The 21,218-nt window shown below is 50.7% G+C and carries 16 protein-coding genes and 1 pseudogene; 4 read left to right on the top strand and 13 right to left on the bottom strand.

Annotation, left to right across the window (positions count from 1 at the left end; genetic code table 11):
* Positions 1 to 40 precede the first annotated feature (40 nt).
* The 3 genes from CAG64_RS10125 (at position 41) to CAG64_RS10115 (ending at position 3,933) form a co-directional block, all read left to right on the top strand.
* Positions 41 to 928 (top strand): DMT family transporter, encoded by an 888-nt coding sequence (locus CAG64_RS10125; RefSeq protein WP_161488290.1) that lies wholly within the window; start codon positions 41 to 43, stop codon positions 926 to 928.
* A gap of 188 nt (positions 929 to 1,116) precedes the next feature.
* Positions 1,117 to 2,649, top strand: a complete 1,533-nt coding sequence (gene gpmM / locus CAG64_RS10120) for a 2,3-bisphosphoglycerate-independent phosphoglycerate mutase (RefSeq protein WP_021707376.1) — start codon at positions 1,117 to 1,119, stop codon at positions 2,647 to 2,649.
* A 213-nt stretch (positions 2,650 to 2,862) separates the two neighbouring features.
* Entirely contained in the window at positions 2,863 to 3,933 is a 1,071-nt protein-coding gene (locus CAG64_RS10115) for a murein hydrolase activator EnvC family protein (RefSeq protein ID WP_237668204.1), read from the top strand.
* Here CAG64_RS10115 and CAG64_RS10110 read toward each other — a convergent pair whose 3' ends face one another.
* From CAG64_RS10110 to nudC, 4 genes are all read right to left on the bottom strand, one after another.
* Positions 3,934 to 4,887, bottom strand: a complete 954-nt coding sequence (locus CAG64_RS10110; RefSeq protein ID WP_161488291.1) for a DHH family phosphoesterase — start codon at positions 4,885 to 4,887, stop codon at positions 3,934 to 3,936.
* 109 nt (positions 4,888 to 4,996) lie between these two features.
* Entirely contained in the window at positions 4,997 to 5,632 is a 636-nt protein-coding gene (locus tag CAG64_RS10105; RefSeq protein WP_021707373.1) for a TetR/AcrR family transcriptional regulator, read from the bottom strand.
* A gap of 101 nt (positions 5,633 to 5,733) precedes the next feature.
* The gene (gene hemE, locus CAG64_RS10100; RefSeq protein WP_021707372.1) at positions 5,734 to 6,801 is read right to left on the bottom strand and encodes a uroporphyrinogen decarboxylase; all 1,068 of its coding nucleotides are present in this window, start codon (positions 6,799 to 6,801) and stop codon (positions 5,734 to 5,736) included.
* A gap of 253 nt (positions 6,802 to 7,054) precedes the next feature.
* Positions 7,055 to 7,849 carry an NAD(+) diphosphatase gene (nudC, locus tag CAG64_RS10095; protein WP_161488292.1) on the bottom strand — a complete coding sequence of 265 codons (795 nt, stop codon included), beginning with the start codon at positions 7,847 to 7,849 and terminating at the stop codon, positions 7,055 to 7,057.
* A gap of 181 nt (positions 7,850 to 8,030) precedes the next feature.
* Between nudC and CAG64_RS10090 the strand changes: the two genes are divergently transcribed.
* Positions 8,031 to 8,525, top strand: a complete 495-nt coding sequence (locus tag CAG64_RS10090) for an Rsd/AlgQ family anti-sigma factor (protein ID WP_021707370.1) — start codon at positions 8,031 to 8,033, stop codon at positions 8,523 to 8,525.
* A 131-nt stretch (positions 8,526 to 8,656) separates the two neighbouring features.
* Here the strand turns inward: CAG64_RS10090 and rpoC are convergent, their stop codons facing one another.
* The 9 genes and pseudogenes from rpoC to tuf all read right to left on the bottom strand — a co-directional run.
* Positions 8,657 to 12,859 (bottom strand): DNA-directed RNA polymerase subunit beta', encoded by a 4,203-nt coding sequence (gene rpoC / locus CAG64_RS10085; RefSeq protein WP_021707369.1) that lies wholly within the window; start codon positions 12,857 to 12,859, stop codon positions 8,657 to 8,659.
* 87 nt (positions 12,860 to 12,946) lie between these two features.
* On the bottom strand, positions 12,947 to 16,975 hold the full coding sequence (rpoB, locus tag CAG64_RS10080; protein ID WP_021707368.1) for a DNA-directed RNA polymerase subunit beta: 4,029 nt from the start codon (positions 16,973 to 16,975) through the stop codon (positions 12,947 to 12,949).
* Positions 16,976 to 17,208: 233 nt separating this feature from the next.
* Positions 17,209 to 17,577 carry a 50S ribosomal protein L7/L12 gene (gene rplL / locus CAG64_RS10075; protein WP_021707367.1) on the bottom strand — a complete coding sequence of 123 codons (369 nt, stop codon included), beginning with the start codon at positions 17,575 to 17,577 and terminating at the stop codon, positions 17,209 to 17,211.
* A 57-nt stretch (positions 17,578 to 17,634) separates the two neighbouring features.
* Positions 17,635 to 18,129, bottom strand: a complete 495-nt coding sequence (gene rplJ, locus CAG64_RS10070) for a 50S ribosomal protein L10 (protein WP_021707366.1) — start codon at positions 18,127 to 18,129, stop codon at positions 17,635 to 17,637.
* A 292-nt stretch (positions 18,130 to 18,421) separates the two neighbouring features.
* Positions 18,422 to 19,123, bottom strand: coding sequence for a 50S ribosomal protein L1 (gene rplA, locus CAG64_RS10065; protein ID WP_021707365.1), 702 nt, complete (start codon positions 19,121 to 19,123; stop codon positions 18,422 to 18,424).
* 4 nt (positions 19,124 to 19,127) lie between these two features.
* The gene (gene rplK, locus CAG64_RS10060) at positions 19,128 to 19,556 is read right to left on the bottom strand and encodes a 50S ribosomal protein L11 (RefSeq protein WP_004415883.1); all 429 of its coding nucleotides are present in this window, start codon (positions 19,554 to 19,556) and stop codon (positions 19,128 to 19,130) included.
* 145 nt (positions 19,557 to 19,701) lie between these two features.
* The gene (nusG, locus tag CAG64_RS10055) at positions 19,702 to 20,250 is read right to left on the bottom strand and encodes a transcription termination/antitermination protein NusG (protein WP_021707364.1); all 549 of its coding nucleotides are present in this window, start codon (positions 20,248 to 20,250) and stop codon (positions 19,702 to 19,704) included.
* A gap of 13 nt (positions 20,251 to 20,263) precedes the next feature.
* On the bottom strand, positions 20,264 to 20,677 hold the full coding sequence (gene secE / locus CAG64_RS10050) for a preprotein translocase subunit SecE (protein WP_021707363.1): 414 nt from the start codon (positions 20,675 to 20,677) through the stop codon (positions 20,264 to 20,266).
* Between the two features lie 233 nt (positions 20,678 to 20,910).
* Positions 20,911 to 21,218, bottom strand: a pseudogene (gene tuf, locus CAG64_RS10045) (elongation factor Tu); the annotation flags it as partial.

The raw sequence follows: 21,218 nt of genomic DNA, 5'->3' as shown, positions 1-21,218 counted from the left end.
TGTCCTTAACTTCCCTCCCAGTACAAGGACGTCTTTTTTCATGGGTTACGAATGGTTAGCGTTGGCGGCCGCGTTTTTATGGGCGGTCGCCAGCTTGTTGTCTGTGACACCCGCACAACACCTCGGCACGTTTGCTTACAGCCGTTGGCGTATGGGCTGCACGGCCTTGATTCTGTCGCTGATGGCCTGGCTGTCCGGAGGCTGGTCAAGCGTCGCAGATAACGCCATTACCCCAATGATGCTGTCCGGTCTGATCGGGATCTTTATCGGTGATACCGCGCTGTTCGCCTGCCTTAACCGGATGGGGCCACGTCAGGCCGGGCTGCTATTCTCCTGTCACGCAGTGTTCTCAGCCATTCTCGGCTATTTTCTGTTTAGCGAAAGCATGACCACCAATGAGCTGTTCGGCGCTGCACTAGTGTTTTCCGGTGTACTGACGGCAATCTTTTTTGGCCGCCGAGGCCAGAGCAGTAATCACCTTGAAGCCGTCAAAGGCAACGTCTGGATCGGCGTGACACTGGGGCTGACCGCCGCACTGTGCCAGGCACTCGGTGGTATCATCGCCAAACCTGTGATGCAAACCGATATTGATCCCATTGCGGCCTCGGCGATCCGGATGATCACCGCATTCATCGCGCACTCCTTACTGCTGCTGAGCGGAGCCCGCCTGGCCCGCGCAACCCAACGAATGACCGTCAGAATATTTGCGATCACCGCCATCAACGGCTTTTTGGCCATGGCGGTTGGGATGACCTTAATCCTCTACGCACTGCGCGAAGGCAACGTCGGCATGGTGGCCCTGCTCTCTTCGACCACACCCATCATGCTATTGCCTATACTATGGATCTACACTCGGCGCCGCCCTAACCGATACGCTTGGCTGGGAGCCGTCGTTGCGGTGTGCGGGACCGGAATACTGGTCTCGTGACCACAATACCCGGATAAAGGGTGTTGCTAATAAATTTTCATTTTGAGGTGGTTTCTGATCATTTCGACCGCTCCGATTGCATTGATAGGGAGAATCATTGATCTTAACCTACTGCAATCACTTCAAAGTGTAGTAAAATTACGCTAATTTCTTTCTAAAGTTACTTTGAATTTGACGAGGTCATAACTATGTCAGCTAAGAAGCCAATGGCACTGGTGATTCTTGACGGTTGGGGTTACCGTGAAGACAACGACAGCAACGCAATCAACAACGCGAACACTCCGGTCATGGACAGCCTGATGGCAAACAATCCACACACGCTGATTTCAGCGTCCGGTATGGATGTGGGCCTGCCAGACGGTCAGATGGGTAACTCAGAAGTGGGCCACACCAATATCGGTGCCGGCCGCGTGGTTTACCAAGATCTGACCCGTATCACCAAAGCGATTGCTGACGGTGAATTCCAACACAACCCGACTCTGGTCAACGCCATTGATAAGGCGGTCGCTGCCGGCAAAGCGGTGCACCTGATGGGTCTTATGTCACCGGGTGGCGTACACTCACACGAAGATCACATCTACGCAGCGGTTAAAATGGCCGCAGAACGTGGCGCGGAGAAAATCTACCTGCACTGCTTCCTCGATGGCCGTGATACGCCGCCACGCAGCGCAGAAAACTCACTGCAACGCTTTGACGCGCTGTTTGCTGAACTGGGCAAGGGCCGCATCGCCTCGCTGGTTGGCCGTTACTACGCCATGGACCGCGACAACAACTGGGAACGCGTTGAAAAAGCATACGACCTGCTGACTCAGGCACAAGGCGACTTCACTTATGACTCCGCGGTAGCGGGTCTGGAAGCCGCTTACGCCCGTGAAGAAAACGATGAGTTTGTCAAAGCCACGGAAATCCGGGCAGAAGGCCAAGAGTCTGCCGCGATGCAAGATGGCGACGCCGTGATCTTCATGAACTACCGTGCAGACCGTGCCCGCCAAATTACCCGCACTTTTGTATCGGGTTTTGAAGGGTTCGAGCGCAAAGCGTTCCCACAAGTCGACTTTGTGATGCTGACTCAGTACGCCGCTGACATTCCACTGCTGTGCGCATTCCCACCAGCATCGCTGGACAATACGTACGGTGAATGGCTGGCGAAAGCCGGCAAAACTCAGCTGCGCATCTCGGAAACAGAGAAATACGCACACGTAACCTTCTTCTTCAATGGTGGCGTGGAAACTGAGTTTGACGGCGAAGAGCGTCAACTGGTGGCGTCACCAAAAGTAGCGACTTACGACCTTCAGCCAGAAATGAGCGCACCTGAATTGACCGACAAACTGGTTGCAGCGATCAAATCCGGCAAGTACGACGCGATCATCTGTAACTACCCGAATGGCGATATGGTTGGTCACACCGGCGTATACGACGCCGCCGTTCAGGCCTGTGAAGCCGTAGATGAATGCATTGGCCGTGTAGTTGAAGCCATTAAAGAAGTGGACGGTCAGCTGCTGATCACCGCCGACCACGGTAACGCGGAAATGATGGTGAACCCGGAAACTGGTGGCACGCACACGGCGCACACCAACCTGCCGGTGCCACTGATCTACGTTGGCGGCAAAGATCTGGAATTCAAATCTGGCGGCAAACTGTCGGATCTGGCACCAACCATGTTGTCACTGACCGACATGGAAATTCCTTCAGAAATGTCCGGTGACGTACTGTACAAATAAGTACACGATGTCGATACCACGCCCTGCTCACCAGCGGGGCGTTTTTTCATCGGCGTTCGACAGAGGAAGTTTTGACATAGTCCTTTCTTCTGACAAAAGTCTTTGGGTATACTGGCTTACCTGAATCTGGGATACGGAACCACACAAACCATGATCTTCTGCTTTTCGTCGCCGCTCGTTTTTTTTCGTCGTAGCCTGACTATTGCGACACTCATGTTGGTCTCATCCGCTTTGACACCGGCACACGCCGTATCACCGAACGAGCTCAAAGGCGTAAAAAGCGAAATCACCCGTCAGCAAAAATCCCTCAGCTCACAGCAAAACGAACTGGATAAGCTGCAAAAATCGCTCAAGCAACAGGAGCTTGGGATCAGCAGACTGGAAACCCAGATCAAACAAACCAAAGCTTCACTGGTCACGGCCAACGCCAATATTGCCAAACTCAAAGAGAAAATCACTCAGCTCGAAGCACAAAAAACCGCCCAAAGCGACAAGCTGGCGCAACTGTTGCAAACCTATTACATGATGAATAAAAGCAACGGTTCGAATCTGCTGCGCAGCGATCCGGAAGAAGATCGCATGAGTCAATATTTCCAGCACCTGGCTAAAGCACGAGCGGAAACCATCGAAGCACTGGAGATCACCCAACAAGAGTTGAACGACAGCGAACGTCAGCTAGAGCTGGAAAAAGAACAGATCACCTCGCTGCTCAAAGAGCAGACCGACAAACGGGACGAACTGGCTCAGACACAGTCCAAACGCAAACAGACCGTCAACAAGATCAAAGGCAACATCTCCAGCAACAAAGTCTACTTGGCAGAGCTGCAACGCAATGAAACCCGGCTCAAGGCCGAAATCGCCAAAGCCGCCAAGCGTAACGCCGTCCCAATGGACGGCCTCGGCCGTCAGAAAGGTCGCCTGCCCTGGCCACTCAACGGCCGGGTATTGCACAGCTATGGCTCGCATCAAACCGGACAAATTAACTGGAAAGGCATGGTGATCGGTGCCAGTTACGGTCAGGCGGTCAAAGCGGTGTATCCGGGCACGGTGGTGTTTGCCGAATACCTGCGCGGTTATGGTCTGGTGGTGCTGCTCGATCACGGCAAAGGCGACATGACCCTTTACGGCTTTAACCAAACGCTACTGAAAAAAGAAGGCGATAAAGTCACCGCCGGTGAAACCATTGCGCTCGCGGGTGATACCGGTGGCCAGAGCCAGCCGGGCTTGTATTTTGAAATCCGCCGCAACAGCAAAACCCAGAACCCATCAAGCTGGCTGAAATAATCAGTAGTAAGCTTCAATTACCGCAATTAAACGCGGCAACACTTCGCGCGGCAACGCATTAATGCCTGCCGCCGCCTCGCGGCCACCTCCGGTGGCAAACTGAGTACAAATCGCCGCCGCGCCCTGCTTGTTGTCCAGCGGTGCGCGCAGCGACACGGTCAGCGAGCCCTGGCGATTGGGGGTGACCACTAGATGCGCCCTGGATGGCGTCTGATTGGCCAACGTATTGCCAAGCACCCCACTAATCCGTCGCGATGCCGCACTGTCATCGAGATGATAAACGGCCAGTTTATCCGAGACGTAATCCGCTGCGAGTGCCTGCACTTGTTGCATGTCCGCCGCGTAGGCTTGCTTTAGGCGCAGATACGGTGACGCCGGATCGCTGATGGCCTCCAGCGGCGAAGTGTACTCCAGTAATGCGCGAAACAGCTCGGCCGGATGAACATGCAGATCCGCCACTTCGGCCCCATAACCGTTGTAATTGATCAGGGTGCCTAGTTCACGCAACTGGTCCCTTTGCTCACGAGACAAGCCCGCCGCCGTCGCTAGTTCATCGGCACGCGCGATCAGATTGTCGCCGTACGCAGCGGTGATCGCCCATAAGTGAAACCGCCCTTGCAACAGCTCATCAATGATCAGAGCGGTACAAGTGTTCGGATCTAAGTTGATGTGCGCCTGCAGCGCCGGATGGGTAGGAATCTCGCCCGGTTGATGATGGTCGGCGTAAAACACGCTGGCGCCAGCGCTCAGCAAGCGCAGCAACGCGCTCTGGTTCTTCGCCATGGAAATGTCCAACACCGTCAGCGTGTCTCCATCAGCGGCGTCCAGCGGCTCCAATAACTGAATATCCCGCTTCACGCCCGTGACCAACCTCGCCGGCCTGGGCTCGGCCAGACGAAGTTGCACCAGAGAGAGAATGCCGTCGGCATCCCCGTTGAAGACATCAAAATGCATGCAATTACCCCGCGCGGTAACGTCCGTTCAAAGAGATTAATCTAACGGTTTCACGGCCGGGCAACAAAGAGCAAAAGGTTATAAGTCAGTCTGTTACGATAGGATCAACTCAGGAATACATGGCTTTGACGCCATCTTCCAGCAATTGCAGTTGTTCCCGCCCCTGCGCAGTGGCGCTTGGCTTCACCACCGCGATCATCTGCAACATCCCCTGATGCACCACCCGTTCGGTGATGTCGGTGTTTTTCGACATCGCTGACTGATACCCCAACCAGCTGTACGCAATCATGTGGAGCGTCGTCACCAAGGCTTTCAGGTCCGCATCACTGCCTTTAAGCAGGCCGAGTTCAACAAACACGCCCATGATATCAACCAGGTTAGACTGAAGCCGCTCTTGTACCTGAATGTACTCTTCCTGCAACACCTGATCGCGCTGAAGAATTTCTGGCATATTGGCGTAGAAAAAACGGTATTTCCACATCAGGGTGAAGATCGAGTCCAGGTATTGTTTCAGCAACACCAGACTCTCCTGCTGCCCCTGGATCGGCGTGAACCGCTCCAGCAGCTCAGCCGAGTACAACGCGAAAATCTCCCGCACAATCTCCTGCTTATTACGAAAATGGTAATAGAGATTGCCGGGACTGATATCGATGTGCGCCGCAATGTGATTGGTGGTCACATTACGCTCACCTTGTTGATTAAACAGTTCCAGTGCCGCATAAACGATTTTATCGCGTGTTTTCATCGATTTATTCAATTCCCGCTGAGTATTTATCTGAGTATAGCGACTAGTTTACGCTATAAGCAAAAAGCGCCTGGTCTTATCAGGCGCTTTTGCGAAGGTGATTATTTGTGGTACGGCCGGGACAACTGGTGGACAGCCTCGACAAACACACCGGCGTTTTCCGGCGGCACATCCAGATGGATGCCGTGTCCGAGGTTAAAGACATGGCCGGTCCCGTCGTGGCCAAATCCGTCCAGAATCGATGCCACTTCTTCACGAATACGTTCCGGCTGGGCATACAACATTGACGGATCCATGTTGCCCTGCAGGGCCACTTGCTCGCCCACACGCGCCTTGGCGTCAGCAATATTGATCGTCCAGTCCAGTCCAACCGCATCACAGCCCGTGGCCGCAATCTGCTCCAGCCACATACCGCCATTTTTGGTGAACAATGTGACGGGCACGCGGCGGCCTTCATTTTCACGAATCAGGCCATCGACGATCTTGTGCATGTACTGCAATGAGAACAGGTTGTAGTCACGCGGCGTCAGCACCCCACCCCATGTATCAAACACCATCACAGACTGAGCGCCGGCTTTGATTTGGGCATTGAGGTATTCGATCACGCTGTCGGCCAGTTTATCCAGCAACGCGTGCAGCGTGTGCGGCTCGGCGTACATCATCTTCTTGATCTTGGTGAAGGCTTTCGAGCTGCCACCTTCGACCATGTAAGTCGCCAGTGTCCATGGACTGCCGGAGAAACCAATCAGAGGGACTTCTCCTTTAAGATCTTTACGGATCTGGCGTACCGCGTTCATCACGTATTGCAGTTCACCCTCAGGATCAGGCAGACCAATCTTATCCACGTCAGCCTTACAGGTGATGGGATTATCAAATACCGGACCTTCGCCGGCTGCGAAACGCAGGCCCAACCCCATGGCATCCGGGATGGTCAGAATATCGGAAAACAGAATCGCCGCATCAAGTGGAAAACGACGCAACGGCTGAAGAGTCACTTCTGATGCCAACTCCGCGTTGCGACACAGCGACATAAAGTCGCCGGCCTGCGCCCGGGTTTCACGGTACTCTGGCAGGTAGCGGCCAGCCTGACGCATCATCCACACCGGAGTGTAATCGACAGGTTGTTTCAACAAGGCACGAAGGTAGCGGTCATTCTTTAATTCAGTCATTCCGTTATTCCACTTATTTGAGGCGCTTTTTTGTGGGCGCTATTCTAACACTCTTCGCCTCGCAAAATCAGTCGGCTTTGCAATCTGGATCAAGTTATTAACTTTTAAATCAGTGCTTAATTTGCACCCACCTGACTTCAATGTTAAAAATTTGTTCGCTAGCGAAAACAATAATTACTCACTGAGTCCGTGAGGCTCAGCATCTCATAACGACATCTTACTTACCCCCTCCTACCCGGAGGGTTTTTTTTGCCTATTTTTCAGTATGATGTCCAGATTTGATGCGTTCTATCGTGTGCTCGATCAACGCTCTTGCAATGGTCCCTGGCGGGGCGACGGGCGGCATCTCATCCACCTCAAACCAGCGCGCATCACTCAGTTCACTGTAGTCCGGTTTTAGCACGCCGCTGTGGTAATCGGCCACAAACCCCATCATCATGCTCGACGGAAATGCCCACGGCTGGCTGCCAAAATAACGGATGTTACGCACTTCAATACCGGTCTCTTCACGGACTTCACGTGCCACACACTGCTCCAGCGTTTCCCCGACTTCCAAGAAACCGGCGATCACCGTATACATGCCATTACGATGGCGCGGATGTTGTGCCAGCAATATCCGCTGCTGATCACGGACAGCGACAATAATACACGGGAAGATCCGCGGATAATGCAGTGTTCGGCAGTCACCGCATTGCATTGCCAATTGATTGTGATTGAGATGATTGCGTCCTCCGCACTGCGGACAAAAGCGCATCGACTGAGTCATGTGACCGTATTGCACCGCCTTGCTGAGAAGCAAAAACAGTGGTTCAGGTAAGTGCAGGCAATCACGCAGTGACACCATCTCCAGTGGTCGATCGACGTGGTGTTCATCCAGCCACATTACAGCGGTACCCTGATAGTCACCGATACACACCGCTTGTTCAGCCGGCAGTTCAAAATCACTGGCTTTTCCTTTCGGTAGCATACCGGATGCCATCCAGAGCTCACTTCCTGATACAACACACCAGTAAGCTTGGTCACCATAGTTGACTTCACTGTTTTCCACTGTCGCCACTCCTATCAACTTGCAGTTCGTTCATTTTACTGGCAATCTAATTTCATACCAGAGTTAATCAACCTGGACAATTCAGGCAAAAACTCTTGTGAGCAAAAGAGCTTAACACTCTAATGGACACTTTGCTGAGCGAAGTTAAATAGTCACGGGAATGTGACTCGATCATGAGGGCATGGTCATGCTAAAAAAATTCAAACACACGCAGGAACAATGGGGTGGCTCCAGTGATGTCATCGACCACTGGCTGGAAACCAGGCAACGTTTGATAGTTGAATACTGTAAACTGGCCTCTCTGCAACCCTGCGCAAACAAATCTGCCGTACTGGAACTCCCTTCTCCCCCTGAAATTCACAGCTTCTGCGAACATCTGGTTGACTATATCTCCGAAGGTCACTACCAAATCTACGACATGGTGATGGATAAATGGCAATCGACCGGTTTTACCGCCACCGACGAGATCAACCAAACCTACGCCAAAATCGTGTTAACCACTGAGCCGCTGATTGAATTCTACGAACGCTATTCGGCAGTGGATGAAAAAGACGATCTGGAGAACTTCGACAATGCCTTATCCGACGTCGGGGAAACCATGGAATACCGTTTTGAGGTAGAAGACCAGCTGATCCAACTGATCGCCGACAGCTTATCGGTGCCACCCGGCGCCTAGGCGTGTCCACGATCAACGTTTAACTTAGGTGGGCATACACTTATCCGGCAAGACCTGCTGTCTGTCTTCGCTTTACTCCAGACACAAAAAAGGCACCCTAAGGTGCCTTTTTTCATTGTCTCGCTGAGCGATTACTCGTCGGCTGAGAAGCCAGCGTTTAGCAACGCCGCCAGGTTATCAGTCGCTTGTTCAGCAGACGGACCGTCCTGAGCTTCCGCACGCTTCGCCTGACGATCCTGATGGTACGCAAAACCGGTACCCGCAGGGATCAGACGTCCCACGATAACGTTCTCTTTCAGACCACGCAGGTCATCACGCTTGCCCGATACCGCAGCTTCTGTCAGTACGCGAGTCGTTTCCTGGAACGATGCCGCAGAGATGAATGACTCAGTCGCTAGCGACGCTTTGGTGATACCCAGCAGTTCACGCTCGAAACGTGCAGGCTCTTTGCCTTCTGCTTCCAGATCACGGTTAGCAATCTTAACTTGTGAGTATTCAACCTGTTCACCCGGCAAGAACTCAGAGTCACCCGCATGCGTGATAGTACACTTACGCAGCATCTGACGAACGATCGTTTCGATGTGCTTATCGTTAATCTTAACGCCTTGCAGACGGTAAACTTCCTGAACTTCGTTGGCGATGTACTGAGTCACAGCATGGATACCACGCAGACGCAGGATGTCATGCGGTGTCTCTGGACCATCAGCGATCACGTCACCACGCTCAACCCGTTCGCCTTCGAACACGTTCAGCTGACGATGCTTAGGAATCATCTCTTCGTAAGCCTCACCGCTATCGCGAGTGATCACCAGACGACGTTTACCTTTAGTCTCTTTACCGAAGCTGACTGTACCTGTGTGTTCCGCCAGAATCGCAGGCTCTTTCGGCTTACGGGCTTCGAACAGGTCAGCAACGCGTGGTAGACCACCGGTGATGTCTTTGTTACCACCAGACTTCTGAGGAATACGGGCTAGGGTATCACCCACACCAACTTCCGCGCCATCTTCGATGTTGACGATCGCTTTACCTGGCAGGAAGTAATGCGCTGGCATATCAGTGCCCGCGATCATTACGTCGTTGCCATTCTCATCCACAAGTTTGACCGCTGGACGCATGTCTTTACCTGCTGCAGGACGAGCAGCCGGCTCCGTCACTTCGCTTGATGACAGACCAGTCAGGTCATCCGTCTGACGAGAAACCGTCACGCCATCGATCATGTCCACGAACTGAACACGACCCGCCACTTCAGTGATGATTGGCATGGTGTGCGCTTCCCAGTTAGCCACTGTTTCACCAGCTTCAACTGCGTCGTTGTCACCTTTGCTCAACAGCGAGCCGTATGGCAGTTTGTGTTTCTCTTTGGTACGACCGAACTCATCGATGATGGTCATCTCAGAAGCACGAGACGTGATCACCAGTTTGCCATCTTTGTTGATAACAAATTTCGCGTTGTTCAGTTTCACAGAACCATTGTTCTTCGCTTGGATGCTGTTTTCCGCTGCCGCTGTTGATGCTGCACCACCGATGTGGAACGTACGCATCGTCAGCTGTGTACCCGGTTCACCGATAGACTGAGCGGCGATAACACCCACGGCTTCACCTTGGTTAACCAAGTGACCGCGAGCCAGGTCACGACCGTAACACTGAGCACAACAACCGAAGTCAGAATCACACGTTACGACTGAACGCACTTTCATGCTATCAACCGAGTTTTCGTCCATGATCTGACACCACTTCTCATCGATCAGGGTGTTACGCGGGATAAGAACTTCTTCGGTACCCGGCTTCAGCACGTCTTCTGCAACGACACGACCCAGCGCCAGCTCAGTCAGAGCAACTTTAACGTCACCACCTTCGATGTGAGGCATCATGTCGACACCTTCAACCGTGCCACAGTCGTGTTCAGTAACCACGACGTCTTGTGCTACGTCAACCAGACGACGAGTCAGGTAACCCGAGTTCGCTGTCTTCAGTGCGGTATCCGCCAGACCCTTACGAGCACCGTGGGTTGAGATAAAGTACTGAAGTACGTTCAGACCTTCTTTAAAGTTCGCGGTGATCGGTGTTTCGATGATTGAACCATCCGGACGTGCCATCAGACCACGCATACCAGCAAGCTGACGAATCTGCGCGGCAGAACCACGAGCGCCCGAGTCGGCCATCATGTAGATGCTGTTGAACGACTCTTGTTGCTCTTCTTCACCGTCACGGTTCAGTACGGTTTCAGACGACAGGTTTTCCATCATTGCTTTCGCAACGCGGTCATTGGTCGAAGCCCAGATATCGATCACTTTGTTGTAGCGCTCACCTGCAGTAACCAGACCAGACTGGTACTGTTCCTGGATTTCGCGAACTTCTTCTTCAGCTTCAGTGATTTCAGTGTATTTCGCTGGTGGTACAACCATATCGTCGATACCAACCGACACACCTGACAGTGCTGCGTACGCAAAACCGGTGTACATGATTTGGTCAGCGAAGATAACGGTGTCTTTCAGACCCAGCTTACGGTAAGCCTCGTTCAGCAGGTTCGAGATTTGCTTCTTACCCAGCTTCTGGTTCACGATGCTGTAAGGCAGACCTTTCGGTACGATTTGCCATAGCATTGCACGACCGATAGTGGTGTCCACCATCTTGGTTTCTGTCGTGCTGTGACCGTCTTCATCAACCACAGTTTCAGTGATACGTACTTTAACGCGAGCATGCAGTTCTGCTGACTTGGTACGGTACGCCTTCTCTGCTTCTGCAGAACTGGCCAGGTACATACCTTCGCCTTTCACGTTGATCTTTTCACGGGTCATGTAGTACAGACCCAATACCACGTCCTGAGAAGGAACGATGATCGGATCACCTGACGCTGGCGACAGAATGTTATTTGTCGACATCATCAGTGTACGAGCTTCTAGCTGTGCTTCTAGCGTTAGAGGCACGTGTACCGCCATCTGGTCACCATCGAAGTCCGCGTTGTACGCCGCACAAACCAGTGGGTGAAGCTGAATCGCTTTACCTTCGATCAGAACCGGTTCAAATGCCTGAATACCCAGACGGTGCAGAGTTGGTGCACGGTTCAGCAGCACTGGGTGTTCACGGATAACTTCATCAAGAATATCCCATACCACTGCTTCTTCGCGCTCTACCATTTTCTTCGCAGCTTTGATCGTTGTAGCCAGGCCACGTGTTTCCAGCTTGCTGTAGATGAATGGTTTGAACAGCTCTAGTGCCATCTTCTTCGGAAGACCACACTGGTGCAGACGCAGGTAAGGACCAACTGTGATTACAGAACGGCCTGAGTAGTCTACACGTTTACCTAGCAGGTTCTGACGGAAACGACCTTGTTTACCCTTGATCATATCAGCAAGAGATTTCAGAGGACGCTTGTTTGAACCTGTGATCGCACGACCACGACGACCGTTATCCAGCAGCGCATCAACAGACTCTTGCAGCATACGTTTTTCGTTACGTACGATGATGTCCGGAGCAGCCAGCTCTAGCAGACGCTTCAAACGGTTGTTACGGTTGATCACACGACGGTATAGATCGTTCAGATCAGACGTCGCAAAACGGCCACCATCTAGAGGTACCAGAGGACGCAGATCCGGCGGCAGAACTGGCAGTACAGTCAGGATCATCCATTCAGGGTTGTTCCCTGATGCGATGAACGCTTCAACCAGCTTCAGACGCTTAGTGATTTTCTTACGCTTAGTTTCAGAGTTGGTCGATTCCAGCTCTTCGCGCATTTGTTCCGCTTCTGCATGCATATCCATTGAACCCAACAGGTCCTTAATGGCTTCCGCACCCATCTTAGCGGTGAATTCATCACCCCACTCTTCCAGACGGTCCAGATACTCTTCTTCTGTCAGCATCTGACCTTTTTCCAGATCGGTCATGCCCGGTTCAGTAACTACGTACATTTCGAAGTACAGAACACGTTCGATATCACGCAGAGGGATATCCATCAGCAGACCGATACGAGATGGCAGTGATTTTAGGAACCAGATGTGAGCAACTGGTGACGCCAGTTCGATGTGGCCCATACGGTCACGACGAACTTTAGTTTGGGTCACTTCTACGCCACACTTCTCACAGATAACACCACGGTGTTTCAGGCGCTTATATTTACCACAAAGACATTCGTAGTCTTTTACCGGGCCAAAGATACGCGCACAGAACAGACCATCGCGCTCAGGCTTGAACGTACGATAATTGATCGTTTCAGGTTTTTTAACTTCACCGAAAGACCATGAACGAATCATGTCCGGTGAAGACAGACCGATTTTGATTGCATCAAATTCTTCAGTCTTATGCTGTGCTTTTAGAAAGTTTAATAAGTCTTTCACAATCAGCTCCTGTAAGGAGTTAAAAACAGCCTGCCAGCGCAGGCTGCTTTCTACCAGATAATCCGCTTTCTATTGAAAGGCAGTGGATTACTCTTCGTCTTCTAGTTCGATGTTGATACCCAGCGAGCGAATCTCTTTCAACAATACGTTGAACGATTCTGGCATACCAGGTTCCATGCTGTGGTTACCGTCCACGATGTTTTTGTACATCTTGGTACGTCCGTTAACGTCATCCGACTTAACGGTTAGCATTTCTTGTAGGGTGTAAGCTGCACCGTATGCTTCCAGTGCCCATACTTCCATCTCACCGAAACGCTGACCACCGAACTGAGCTTTACCACCAAGCGGCTGCTGCGTTACCAGGCTGTAAGAGCCGGTTGAACGTGCGTGCATCTTGTCATCAACAAGGTGGTTCAGTTTCAGCATGTACATGTAACCAACGGTTACCGGACGCTCGAATGCGTCACCAGTACGACCATCAAACAGAGTCAGCTGACCTGATTCTGGCAGATCGGCCAGTTTCAGCAGGCTCTTAATTTCTGGCTCGGTTGCACCGTCAAAGACTGGCGTTGCAACTGGTAGACCACCACGCAGGTTTTCAACCAGAGTCAGTACTTCCTGATCGGTCAGTGATGCAACGTCAACACGCTGACGAGTGTCACCCAGAGAGTAAACCTCTTGCAGGAACTCACGGAATTTCGCCAGCTCTTGTTGCTGTTTCACCATCTGGTTGATCTTGTCACCGATACCTTTCGCTGCCAGACCTAAGTGAACTTCCAGGATCTGACCGATGTTCATACGCGAAGGTACACCCAGTGGGTTAAGCACGATGTCGACCGGTTGGCCTTTCTCATCGTAAGGCATGTCTTCAACAGGGTTGATCTTCGAGATTACACCCTTGTTACCGTGACGACCCGCCATCTTATCACCAGGCTGAATGCGACGTTTCACTGCCAGGTAAACTTTCACGATCTTCAGTACGCCAGGAGCCAGGTCATCACCTTGAGTGATCTTACGGCGCTTGGTTTCGAACTTCTTATCGAATTCCGCTTTCAGCTCGTCGTACTGCTCAGCCAGCTGTTCCAGCTGAGTTTGCAGTGCGTCGTCTTCCAGCGTCATTTCCAGCCACTTCTTACGATCGACTGAGTCCAGTTTCGCTTCAGCGTGACCGCCTTCGATCAGGACCGCTTTCACACGGTTCAGAAGACCGCCTTCCAGGATCTGGAATTCTTCTGTCAGGTCTTTCTTCGCTTCTTTCAGCTGCATCTGTTCAATTTCAAGCGCACGCTTGTCTTTCTCTACACCATCACGGGTAAAGACTTGAACGTCGATGATGGTACCAGATACTGAGTTTGGTACACGCAGTGAAGTGTCTTTCACGTCAGACGCTTTTTCACCGAAGATTGCACGCAGCAGTTTCTCTTCTGGCGTCAGCTGAGTTTCACCTTTCGGCGTTACTTTACCGACCAGAATGTCGCCACCTTTCACTTCTGCACCAATGTAAACGATGCCTGACTCGTCCAGTTTAGACAGAGCAGACTCACCTACGTTTGGAATATCAGCCGTGATTTCTTCTGCACCCAGCTTGGTGTCACGCGCCACACAAGACAGCTCTTGAATGTGGATCGTGGTGAAACGGTCTTCCTGAACAACACGCTCAGAAACCAGGATCGAGTCCTCGAAGTTGTAACCGTTCCAAGGCATGAACGCGATGCGCATGTTCTGACCCAGAGCCAGTTCACCCAGGTCAGTCGACGGACCGTCTGCCAGCACGTCACCGCGCTGTACTGGTTCACCCGGCATCACACATGGACGCTGGTTGATACAGGTGTTCTGGTTTGAACGGGTGTACTTGGTCAGGTTGTAGATGTCGATGCCTGCTTCACCCGGAACCAGTTCTTCATCATTCACTTTCACAACGATGCGAGAAGCGTCAACTGACTGAATAATACCGCCACGTTTTGCCACAGCAGTTACACCGGAGTCGACCGCGATGTTACGTTCGATACCGGTACCGACCAGCGGCTTGTCTGCGCGCAGTGTTGGGACCGCCTGACGTTGCATGTTCGCGCCCATCAAGGCACGGTTCGCATCATCGTGTTCCAGGAATGGAATCAACGAGGCCGCGATCGATACAACCTGGTTGGTCGCAACGTCCATATAGTCAACGTGTTCGCGTGGGTGCAGACCAGATTCACCTTTCTGACGAGCAGTGATCAGTTCTTCGGCAAACGTACCTTCTTCAGTCAGTACCGTGTTCGCCTGAGCGATAACGTATTGACCTTCCTGAATCGCAGACAGGTAATCCACGTCATCCGTCACCACACCATCAACAACACGACGGTAAGGCGTTTCCAGGAAACCGTACTCGTTACAACGAGCAAACGCTGACAGCGAGTTGATCAGACCGATGTTCGGACCTTCAGGTGTTTCGATAGGACACAGGCGACCATAGTGAGTTACGTGGACGTCTCGAACTTCGAAGCCCGCACGTTCACGAGTCAGACCGCCAGGACCCAAGGCAGAAATACGACGTTTGTGCGTCACTTCCGACAACGGGTTGTTCTGGTCCATAAACTGAGACAGCTGAGAAGAGCCGAAGAATTCTTTAACCGCAGCAGAGATAGGCTTCGCGTTGATGAGATCTTGAGGCATGATGGCATCAAGATCACCAAGGCTTAGGCGTTCTTTCACAGCACGTTCTACACGTACCAGACCAACACGGAATTGGTTCTCAGCCATTTCGCCAACGCTACGGATACGACGGTTACCCAGGTGGTCGATATCGTCGACCTCACCGATACCGTTACGGATCGCGATCAGCTTCTTCATCACTTCAACGATGTCAGTTTCGTCAAGTGTGCCTTGCTCTTGCGCGTCTTCACGACCGATTGAGCTGTTGAACTTCATACGGCCAACAGTCGACAGATCGTAACGCTCTTCAGAGAAGAACAGGCTTTCAAACAGGGCTTCTGCTGCTTCTTTCGTTGGCGGCTCACCAGGGCGCATCATGCGGTAGATTTCTACCAGTGCAGAAATACGATCAACCGTGTTGTCGATACGCAGGGTTTCTGACATGAATGGGCCGTGATCCAGGTCGTTCGTAAACAGAACTTCCAGTTTCTTGTGACCAGCCTGAGACAGGTTCGCCAGCGCTTCAAGAGAGATCTCTTGGTTCGCTGCAACGATGATCTCGCCAGTTGCTTCGTTGATGTAATCTTTCGATGCAACTTTACCTACGATGTACTCAACCGGTACTTCGATGTGATCAACGCCATCTTTTTCTAGTTGGCGGATATGACGAGCCGTTACACGACGACCTTTTTCTACGTAAACAGTACCATTCGCTTCGATGTCGAAGGTTGCGGTTTCACCACGCAGACGCTCAGGGACCAATTCCATGTGAAGCGTTTCATCTTTCACTTCAAAATTGATCTTCTCGAAGAAGATATCCAGGATCTCTTCTGACGTCTTGCCTAGTGCGCGAAGAATGATAGAAGCAGGCAGTTTACGACGACGGTCGATACGTACGTACAGGTTGTCCTTAGGGTCAAACTCAAAGTCGAGCCATGAACCGCGGTAAGGAATAATACGTGCGTTATAAAGAACTTTACCTGATGAGTGGGTCTTACCCTTATCGCTGTCGAAGAACACACCTGGGCTTCTGTGCAGCTGGGATACGATAACCCTCTCGGTACCATTGATTACGAAGGTACCATTCTCAGTCATGAGTGGAATTTCACCCATGTAGACTTCTTGTTCTTTAATGTCTTTTACAGTACCTGCTGGCGCGTCTTTATCAAAGATCACCAGGCGCAGTTTCACGCGCAGTGGCTTTGAGTATGTTACGCCGCGGATTTGACATTCTTTAACGTCAAAAACTGGCTCACCAAGACGGTAGCTAACGTATTGCAGCTCGGAATTGCCGTTGTAGCTCTGAATCGGGAATACAGAACGGAAAGCAGCCTCAAGACCGTATTGCCCTTCAGGATCCTGTTCGATGAACTTCTCGAACGAATCGAGCTGGATCGATAGCAGGTATGGAATGTCCAACACTTGTGGACGAGTACCAAAGTCCTTACGGATGCGCTTTTTCTCGGTATAAGAGTAAACCATGGGGTTCCTCAGCTCGCTGATAAGTGACCCAAACTGTCTCCACTAATAATGAGACAGTGACTAAACAACTGTTTAAACTGTAGTGACATTCCATTAAGAGAGCATGAAATGTTTTTTGCTCGGAGATAGGTGCTTAAACAGCGGGAAAATTCACCTATGCCCTACAGCGCAAAAAGGCCGGTGGTTAAAAAACCACCAGCCATTAGCCATACGGCTAAGAAGCTAAGTAATAATTACTTAACAACAACAGTTGCACCAGCTTCTTCTAGCTGAGCTTTCAGAGCTTCAGCTTCGTCTTTCTCAACGCCTTCTTTCAGAGGTGCTGGAGCGCCGTCTACTAGAGCTTTAGCTTCTTTCAGGCCTAGACCAGTTGCGCCACGAACTGCTTTGATTACAGCAACTTTGTTACCGCCAGCAGATTCTAGGATTACGTCGAATTCAGTTTGCTCAGCAGCAGCTTCGCCGCCAGCAGCGCCACCAGCTACAACAGCAGCAGCAGCAGTAACACCGAATTTCTCTTCCATAGCTTCGATCAGTTCAACAACTTGCATTACAGACATTTCTGCAATTGCGTCTAGGATTTGCTCGTTAGTAATAGACATAACAATTCTCTTTTAAGTCAACAATAAGTTTATTAAGCAACCAGTAAAAAGCAAGGCTTACGCCGCAGCTTCTTCTTTTTGATCGCGGATAGCAGCGATAGTACGTGCCAGCTTGCCAGCAGAAGCTTCTTTCATGCACATCATCAGGCGTGCAATCGCTTCGTCGTAAGTTGGTAGTGTCGCTAGAATTTCAGCATCAGTAACTGCGCCTTCAAATGCAGCAGCTTTGATCTCGAACTCAGCATTCTCTTTAGCGAAATCTTTGAAAAGACGCGCTGCAGCACCTGGGTGCTCATTTGAGAATGCAATCAGAGTAGGACCAGTGAAAGTGTCAGTCAGACACTCGTAGTCAGTACCCTGAACAGCACGGCGTGCAAGAGTGTTACGAACAACACGCATGTAAACACCCGCTTCGCGAGCTTGTTTACGTAGAGCGGTCATTGCACCAACTTCAACGCCACGAGAATCAGCTACAACTGCAGAAAGTGCACCACTGGCTGCTTCGTTGACTTCAGCAACAATTGCTTTTTTGTCTTGAAGGTTTAAAGCCATCTTGGATTTACTCCTGGTTGTTATTACACCACTCACTATTATCACAACAGTGAGAGTTAATTAGGTGCATTCCCAGAAGAAAGGTAACTATTTACATAGAGCTTTCTGTCGGGTTTGGGCACCATCTACGTAGGACAATTAAGTCTGAAAAAATTCAAACGCCTACGGTCTTGGACGGAGACTGAGTCTTAATTCATTTCGAACCAAAGACAGTTCAAAGAACCAAAATTCAGCCCCAACCACAATAATTAGGCGCAAAATTATACATCAATTTCACGCCTAATCAAATCATTTAAGCTTGAGTGTTCAGGCTACCCTGTTCCACTGCAACACCTGCACCCATAGTGGTAGAGATGCTGACTTTCTTCAGGAAAGTACCTTTCGCTGAAGAAGGCTTAGCTTTCTTAAGAGCCACTAGAAGTGCTTCCAGGTTCTCTTTCAATTGGTCAGCTTCGAAAGAAACTTTACCAATGGTCGTGTGAACGATACCGTTCTTGTCGTTACGGTAACGAACCTGACCTGCTTTCGCGTTCTTAACCGCTTCAGCAACGTTAGGCGTTACAGTACCAACTTTCGGGTTTGGCATCAGACCACGAGGACCCAGGATAGTACCTAGTTGACCTACAACGCGCATTGCATCTGGAGAAGCAACAACAACGTCGAAGTTCATTTCGCCTTTCTTAACTTGCTCGGCCAGGTCTTCCATACCCACTAGGTCCGCACCAGCTTCTTTCGCAGCTTCAGCGTTAGCACCTTGAGTGAATACAGCAACGCGGATATCACGACCAGTACCGTGTGGCAGTACAGTTGCACCGCGAACGTTTTGGTCAGATTTACGAGCGTCGATACCTAGGTTAACAGCAACGTCAACAGACTCTACGAATTTAGCAGTTGCCAGTTCTTTCAGAAGAGCAACAGCTTCGTTGATTTCGTATTCTTTAGTTACGTCAACTTTTTCGCGGATTACGCGCATGCGCTTAGTTAGTTTTGCCATGATATTAACCCTCTACCACTAGGCCCATTGAACGAGCAGTACCCGCGATAGAACGCTTCATCGCTTCGATGTCAGCACCAGTCATGTCTGCAGCTTTAGTTTCTGCGATTTCCTGGATTTGAGCGTCAGTTACAGTACCCACTTTTTCAGTGTTTGGACGACCTGAACCAGACTTAACGCCAGCCGCTTTCTTCAGCAGAACAGCCGCAGGTGGAGTCTTAGTGATGAACGTGAAAGAACGGTCGTTGTAAACAGTGATAACAACAGGAGTAGGCAGGCCTTTCTCCAGAGATTCTGTTTTTGCGTTGAACGCTTTACAGAATTCCATGATGTTAACACCGTGCTGACCTAGTGCAGGACCAACTGGTGGACTTGGGTTTGCCATACCAGCAGCAACTTGCAGCTTGATATAAGCTTCAACTTTCTTAGCCATGATAATACCTAATTCTTGGGTTCAAACGCTAATCGACTGATCAGCTCCCCGTTGATGTACAAAACTTTTCGCTTCAATAGAAGCAAAAAGGCGCGAAATTATAGTCATATTTCGCGCCTTAAACAAGCCTTAAAAAGGTGTTTTTTTAATCAAGTTTTTCGACTTGACCAAATTCGAGCTCAACCGGTGTTGCACGACCAAAGATCGACACAGACACTTTCAGGCGGCTCTTCTCATAATCCACTTCTTCAACCGTACCGTTAAAGTCAGCAAACGGACCTTCGTTAACGCGAACCACTTCACCGGCTTCAAACATAGTCTTAGGACGTGGTGCTTCGCTGGCTTTCTCCAGACGATTCAGAATCGCATCGGCTTCTTTGTCTGTGATCGGAGCCGGACGGTCAGAGGTACCACCAATGAAGCCCATGACACGCGGCACGCTGCGTACTAAGTGCCATGATTCATCGTTCATGATCATCTGAACCAGAACGTAGCCAGGGAAGAACTTACGCTCACTCTTACGGCGTTGGCCTGAACGCATTTCTACTACTTCTTCAGTAGGAACCAGAACTTCACCAAACAGCTCTTCCATGCCGTGCATTTTGATATGCTCGCGCAGAGACTGTGCTACTCGACCTTCAAAACCAGAGAAGGCCTGAACCACATACCAGCGTTTTTTTGGAGCTTCACTCATGAATTAAAACCCTCTATACCCCAGTCGCAAAGGCAACCAGACGGACCATAATGCCGTCAATGCCCCATAGCACCAGAGCCATTACAATACTTACAGCTAAAACGATAAAAGTTGTTTGCATGGTTTCCTGACGAGTCGGCCAAACCACTTTACGAACTTCCATACGTGCATCGCGAGCGAATGCGATCGCAGCTTTACCTTTCACGGTCGTCGCCAGCACACCCAGTGCTGCAACAACCAAAACTACCGCGCCGGCTGCTCGCGCAACCACATGCAGTTCATACACAGTAAAGCTTGACTGTGGACCACTTCCACCCAAAAGCGCGTTTCCCACAACAGCGGCAGCTAGCAGAACAAAAGCGACGATCCACTTAAATGTGTCTGCTGCGTTCGAGCTATCAGGAGTTTCAGCATTATTTGCTTTCATAAAACCAACCTGTCTAAGTCTTAATATAGACGACAACAACCCCGCTGTTGCAGGGCAAATCCATAACACCAAGGGAAACCCCGTGATGTGCTCTTTTTATCAGTCGAGTGCAAACTCTCAACCTAATAAAATCCTGACTGCGCATTTGCATGAATAAGAAACCAGCAAACACTTCATTCAGCGCATAAAAAGGGCATCAAATGATGCCCTTTTTACCAGTGTTTCGTCAAATCTTATTCAAAGATTTTCGCAACAACACCAGCACCTACTGTACGGCCGCCTTCACGGATCGCGAAACGTAGACCTTCGTCCATCGCGATTGGTGCGATCAGCTCAACAGTCATCTTGATGTTGTCGCCTGGCATTACCATTTCTACGCCTTCTGGTAGCTCGATGTTACCAGTTACGTCAGTTGTACGGAAGTAGAACTGTGGACGGTAGCCTTTGAAGAATGGAGTGTGACGACCACCTTCATCTTTAGACAGTACGTAGACTTCTGATTCGAACTTAGTGTGTGGAGTGATTGAACCAGGCTTAGCTA

This window comes from Vibrio sp. V38_P2S17PM301 (assembly GCF_009904845.1).
Lineage (GTDB): Bacteria > Pseudomonadota > Gammaproteobacteria > Enterobacterales > Vibrionaceae > Vibrio > Vibrio proteolyticus.
The sequence above is the reverse complement of the archived record's forward strand: the minus strand, read 5'-3'. Positions and strand labels throughout refer to the sequence as shown.

Excerpts from the sequence above, each read along its gene's own strand:
- CAG64_RS10125 (WP_161488290.1), top strand. The coding sequence starts at position 41 with ATGGGTTACGAATGGTTAGCGTTGGCGGCCGCGTTTTTATGGGCGGTC.
- gpmM (WP_021707376.1), top strand. The coding sequence starts at position 1,117 with ATGTCAGCTAAGAAGCCAATGGCACTGGTGATTCTTGACGGTTGGGGT.
- CAG64_RS10115 (WP_237668204.1), top strand. The coding sequence starts at position 2,863 with ATGTTGGTCTCATCCGCTTTGACACCGGCACACGCCGTATCACCGAAC.
- CAG64_RS10110 (WP_161488291.1), bottom strand. The coding sequence starts at position 4,887 with ATGCATTTTGATGTCTTCAACGGGGATGCCGACGGCATTCTCTCTCTG.
- CAG64_RS10105 (WP_021707373.1), bottom strand. The coding sequence starts at position 5,632 with ATGAAAACACGCGATAAAATCGTTTATGCGGCACTGGAACTGTTTAAT.
- hemE (WP_021707372.1), bottom strand. The coding sequence starts at position 6,801 with ATGACTGAATTAAAGAATGACCGCTACCTTCGTGCCTTGTTGAAACAA.
- CAG64_RS10090 (WP_021707370.1), top strand. The coding sequence starts at position 8,031 with ATGGTCATGCTAAAAAAATTCAAACACACGCAGGAACAATGGGGTGGC.
- rpoB (WP_021707368.1), bottom strand. The coding sequence starts at position 16,975 with ATGGTTTACTCTTATACCGAGAAAAAGCGCATCCGTAAGGACTTTGGT.
- rplL (WP_021707367.1), bottom strand. The coding sequence starts at position 17,577 with ATGTCTATTACTAACGAGCAAATCCTAGACGCAATTGCAGAAATGTCT.
- rplJ (WP_021707366.1), bottom strand. The coding sequence starts at position 18,129 with ATGGCTTTAAACCTTCAAGACAAAAAAGCAATTGTTGCTGAAGTCAAC.
- rplA (WP_021707365.1), bottom strand. The coding sequence starts at position 19,123 with ATGGCAAAACTAACTAAGCGCATGCGCGTAATCCGCGAAAAAGTTGAC.
- rplK (WP_004415883.1), bottom strand. The coding sequence starts at position 19,556 with ATGGCTAAGAAAGTTGAAGCTTATATCAAGCTGCAAGTTGCTGCTGGT.
- nusG (WP_021707364.1), bottom strand. The coding sequence starts at position 20,250 with ATGAGTGAAGCTCCAAAAAAACGCTGGTATGTGGTTCAGGCCTTCTCT.
- secE (WP_021707363.1), bottom strand. The coding sequence starts at position 20,677 with ATGAAAGCAAATAATGCTGAAACTCCTGATAGCTCGAACGCAGCAGAC.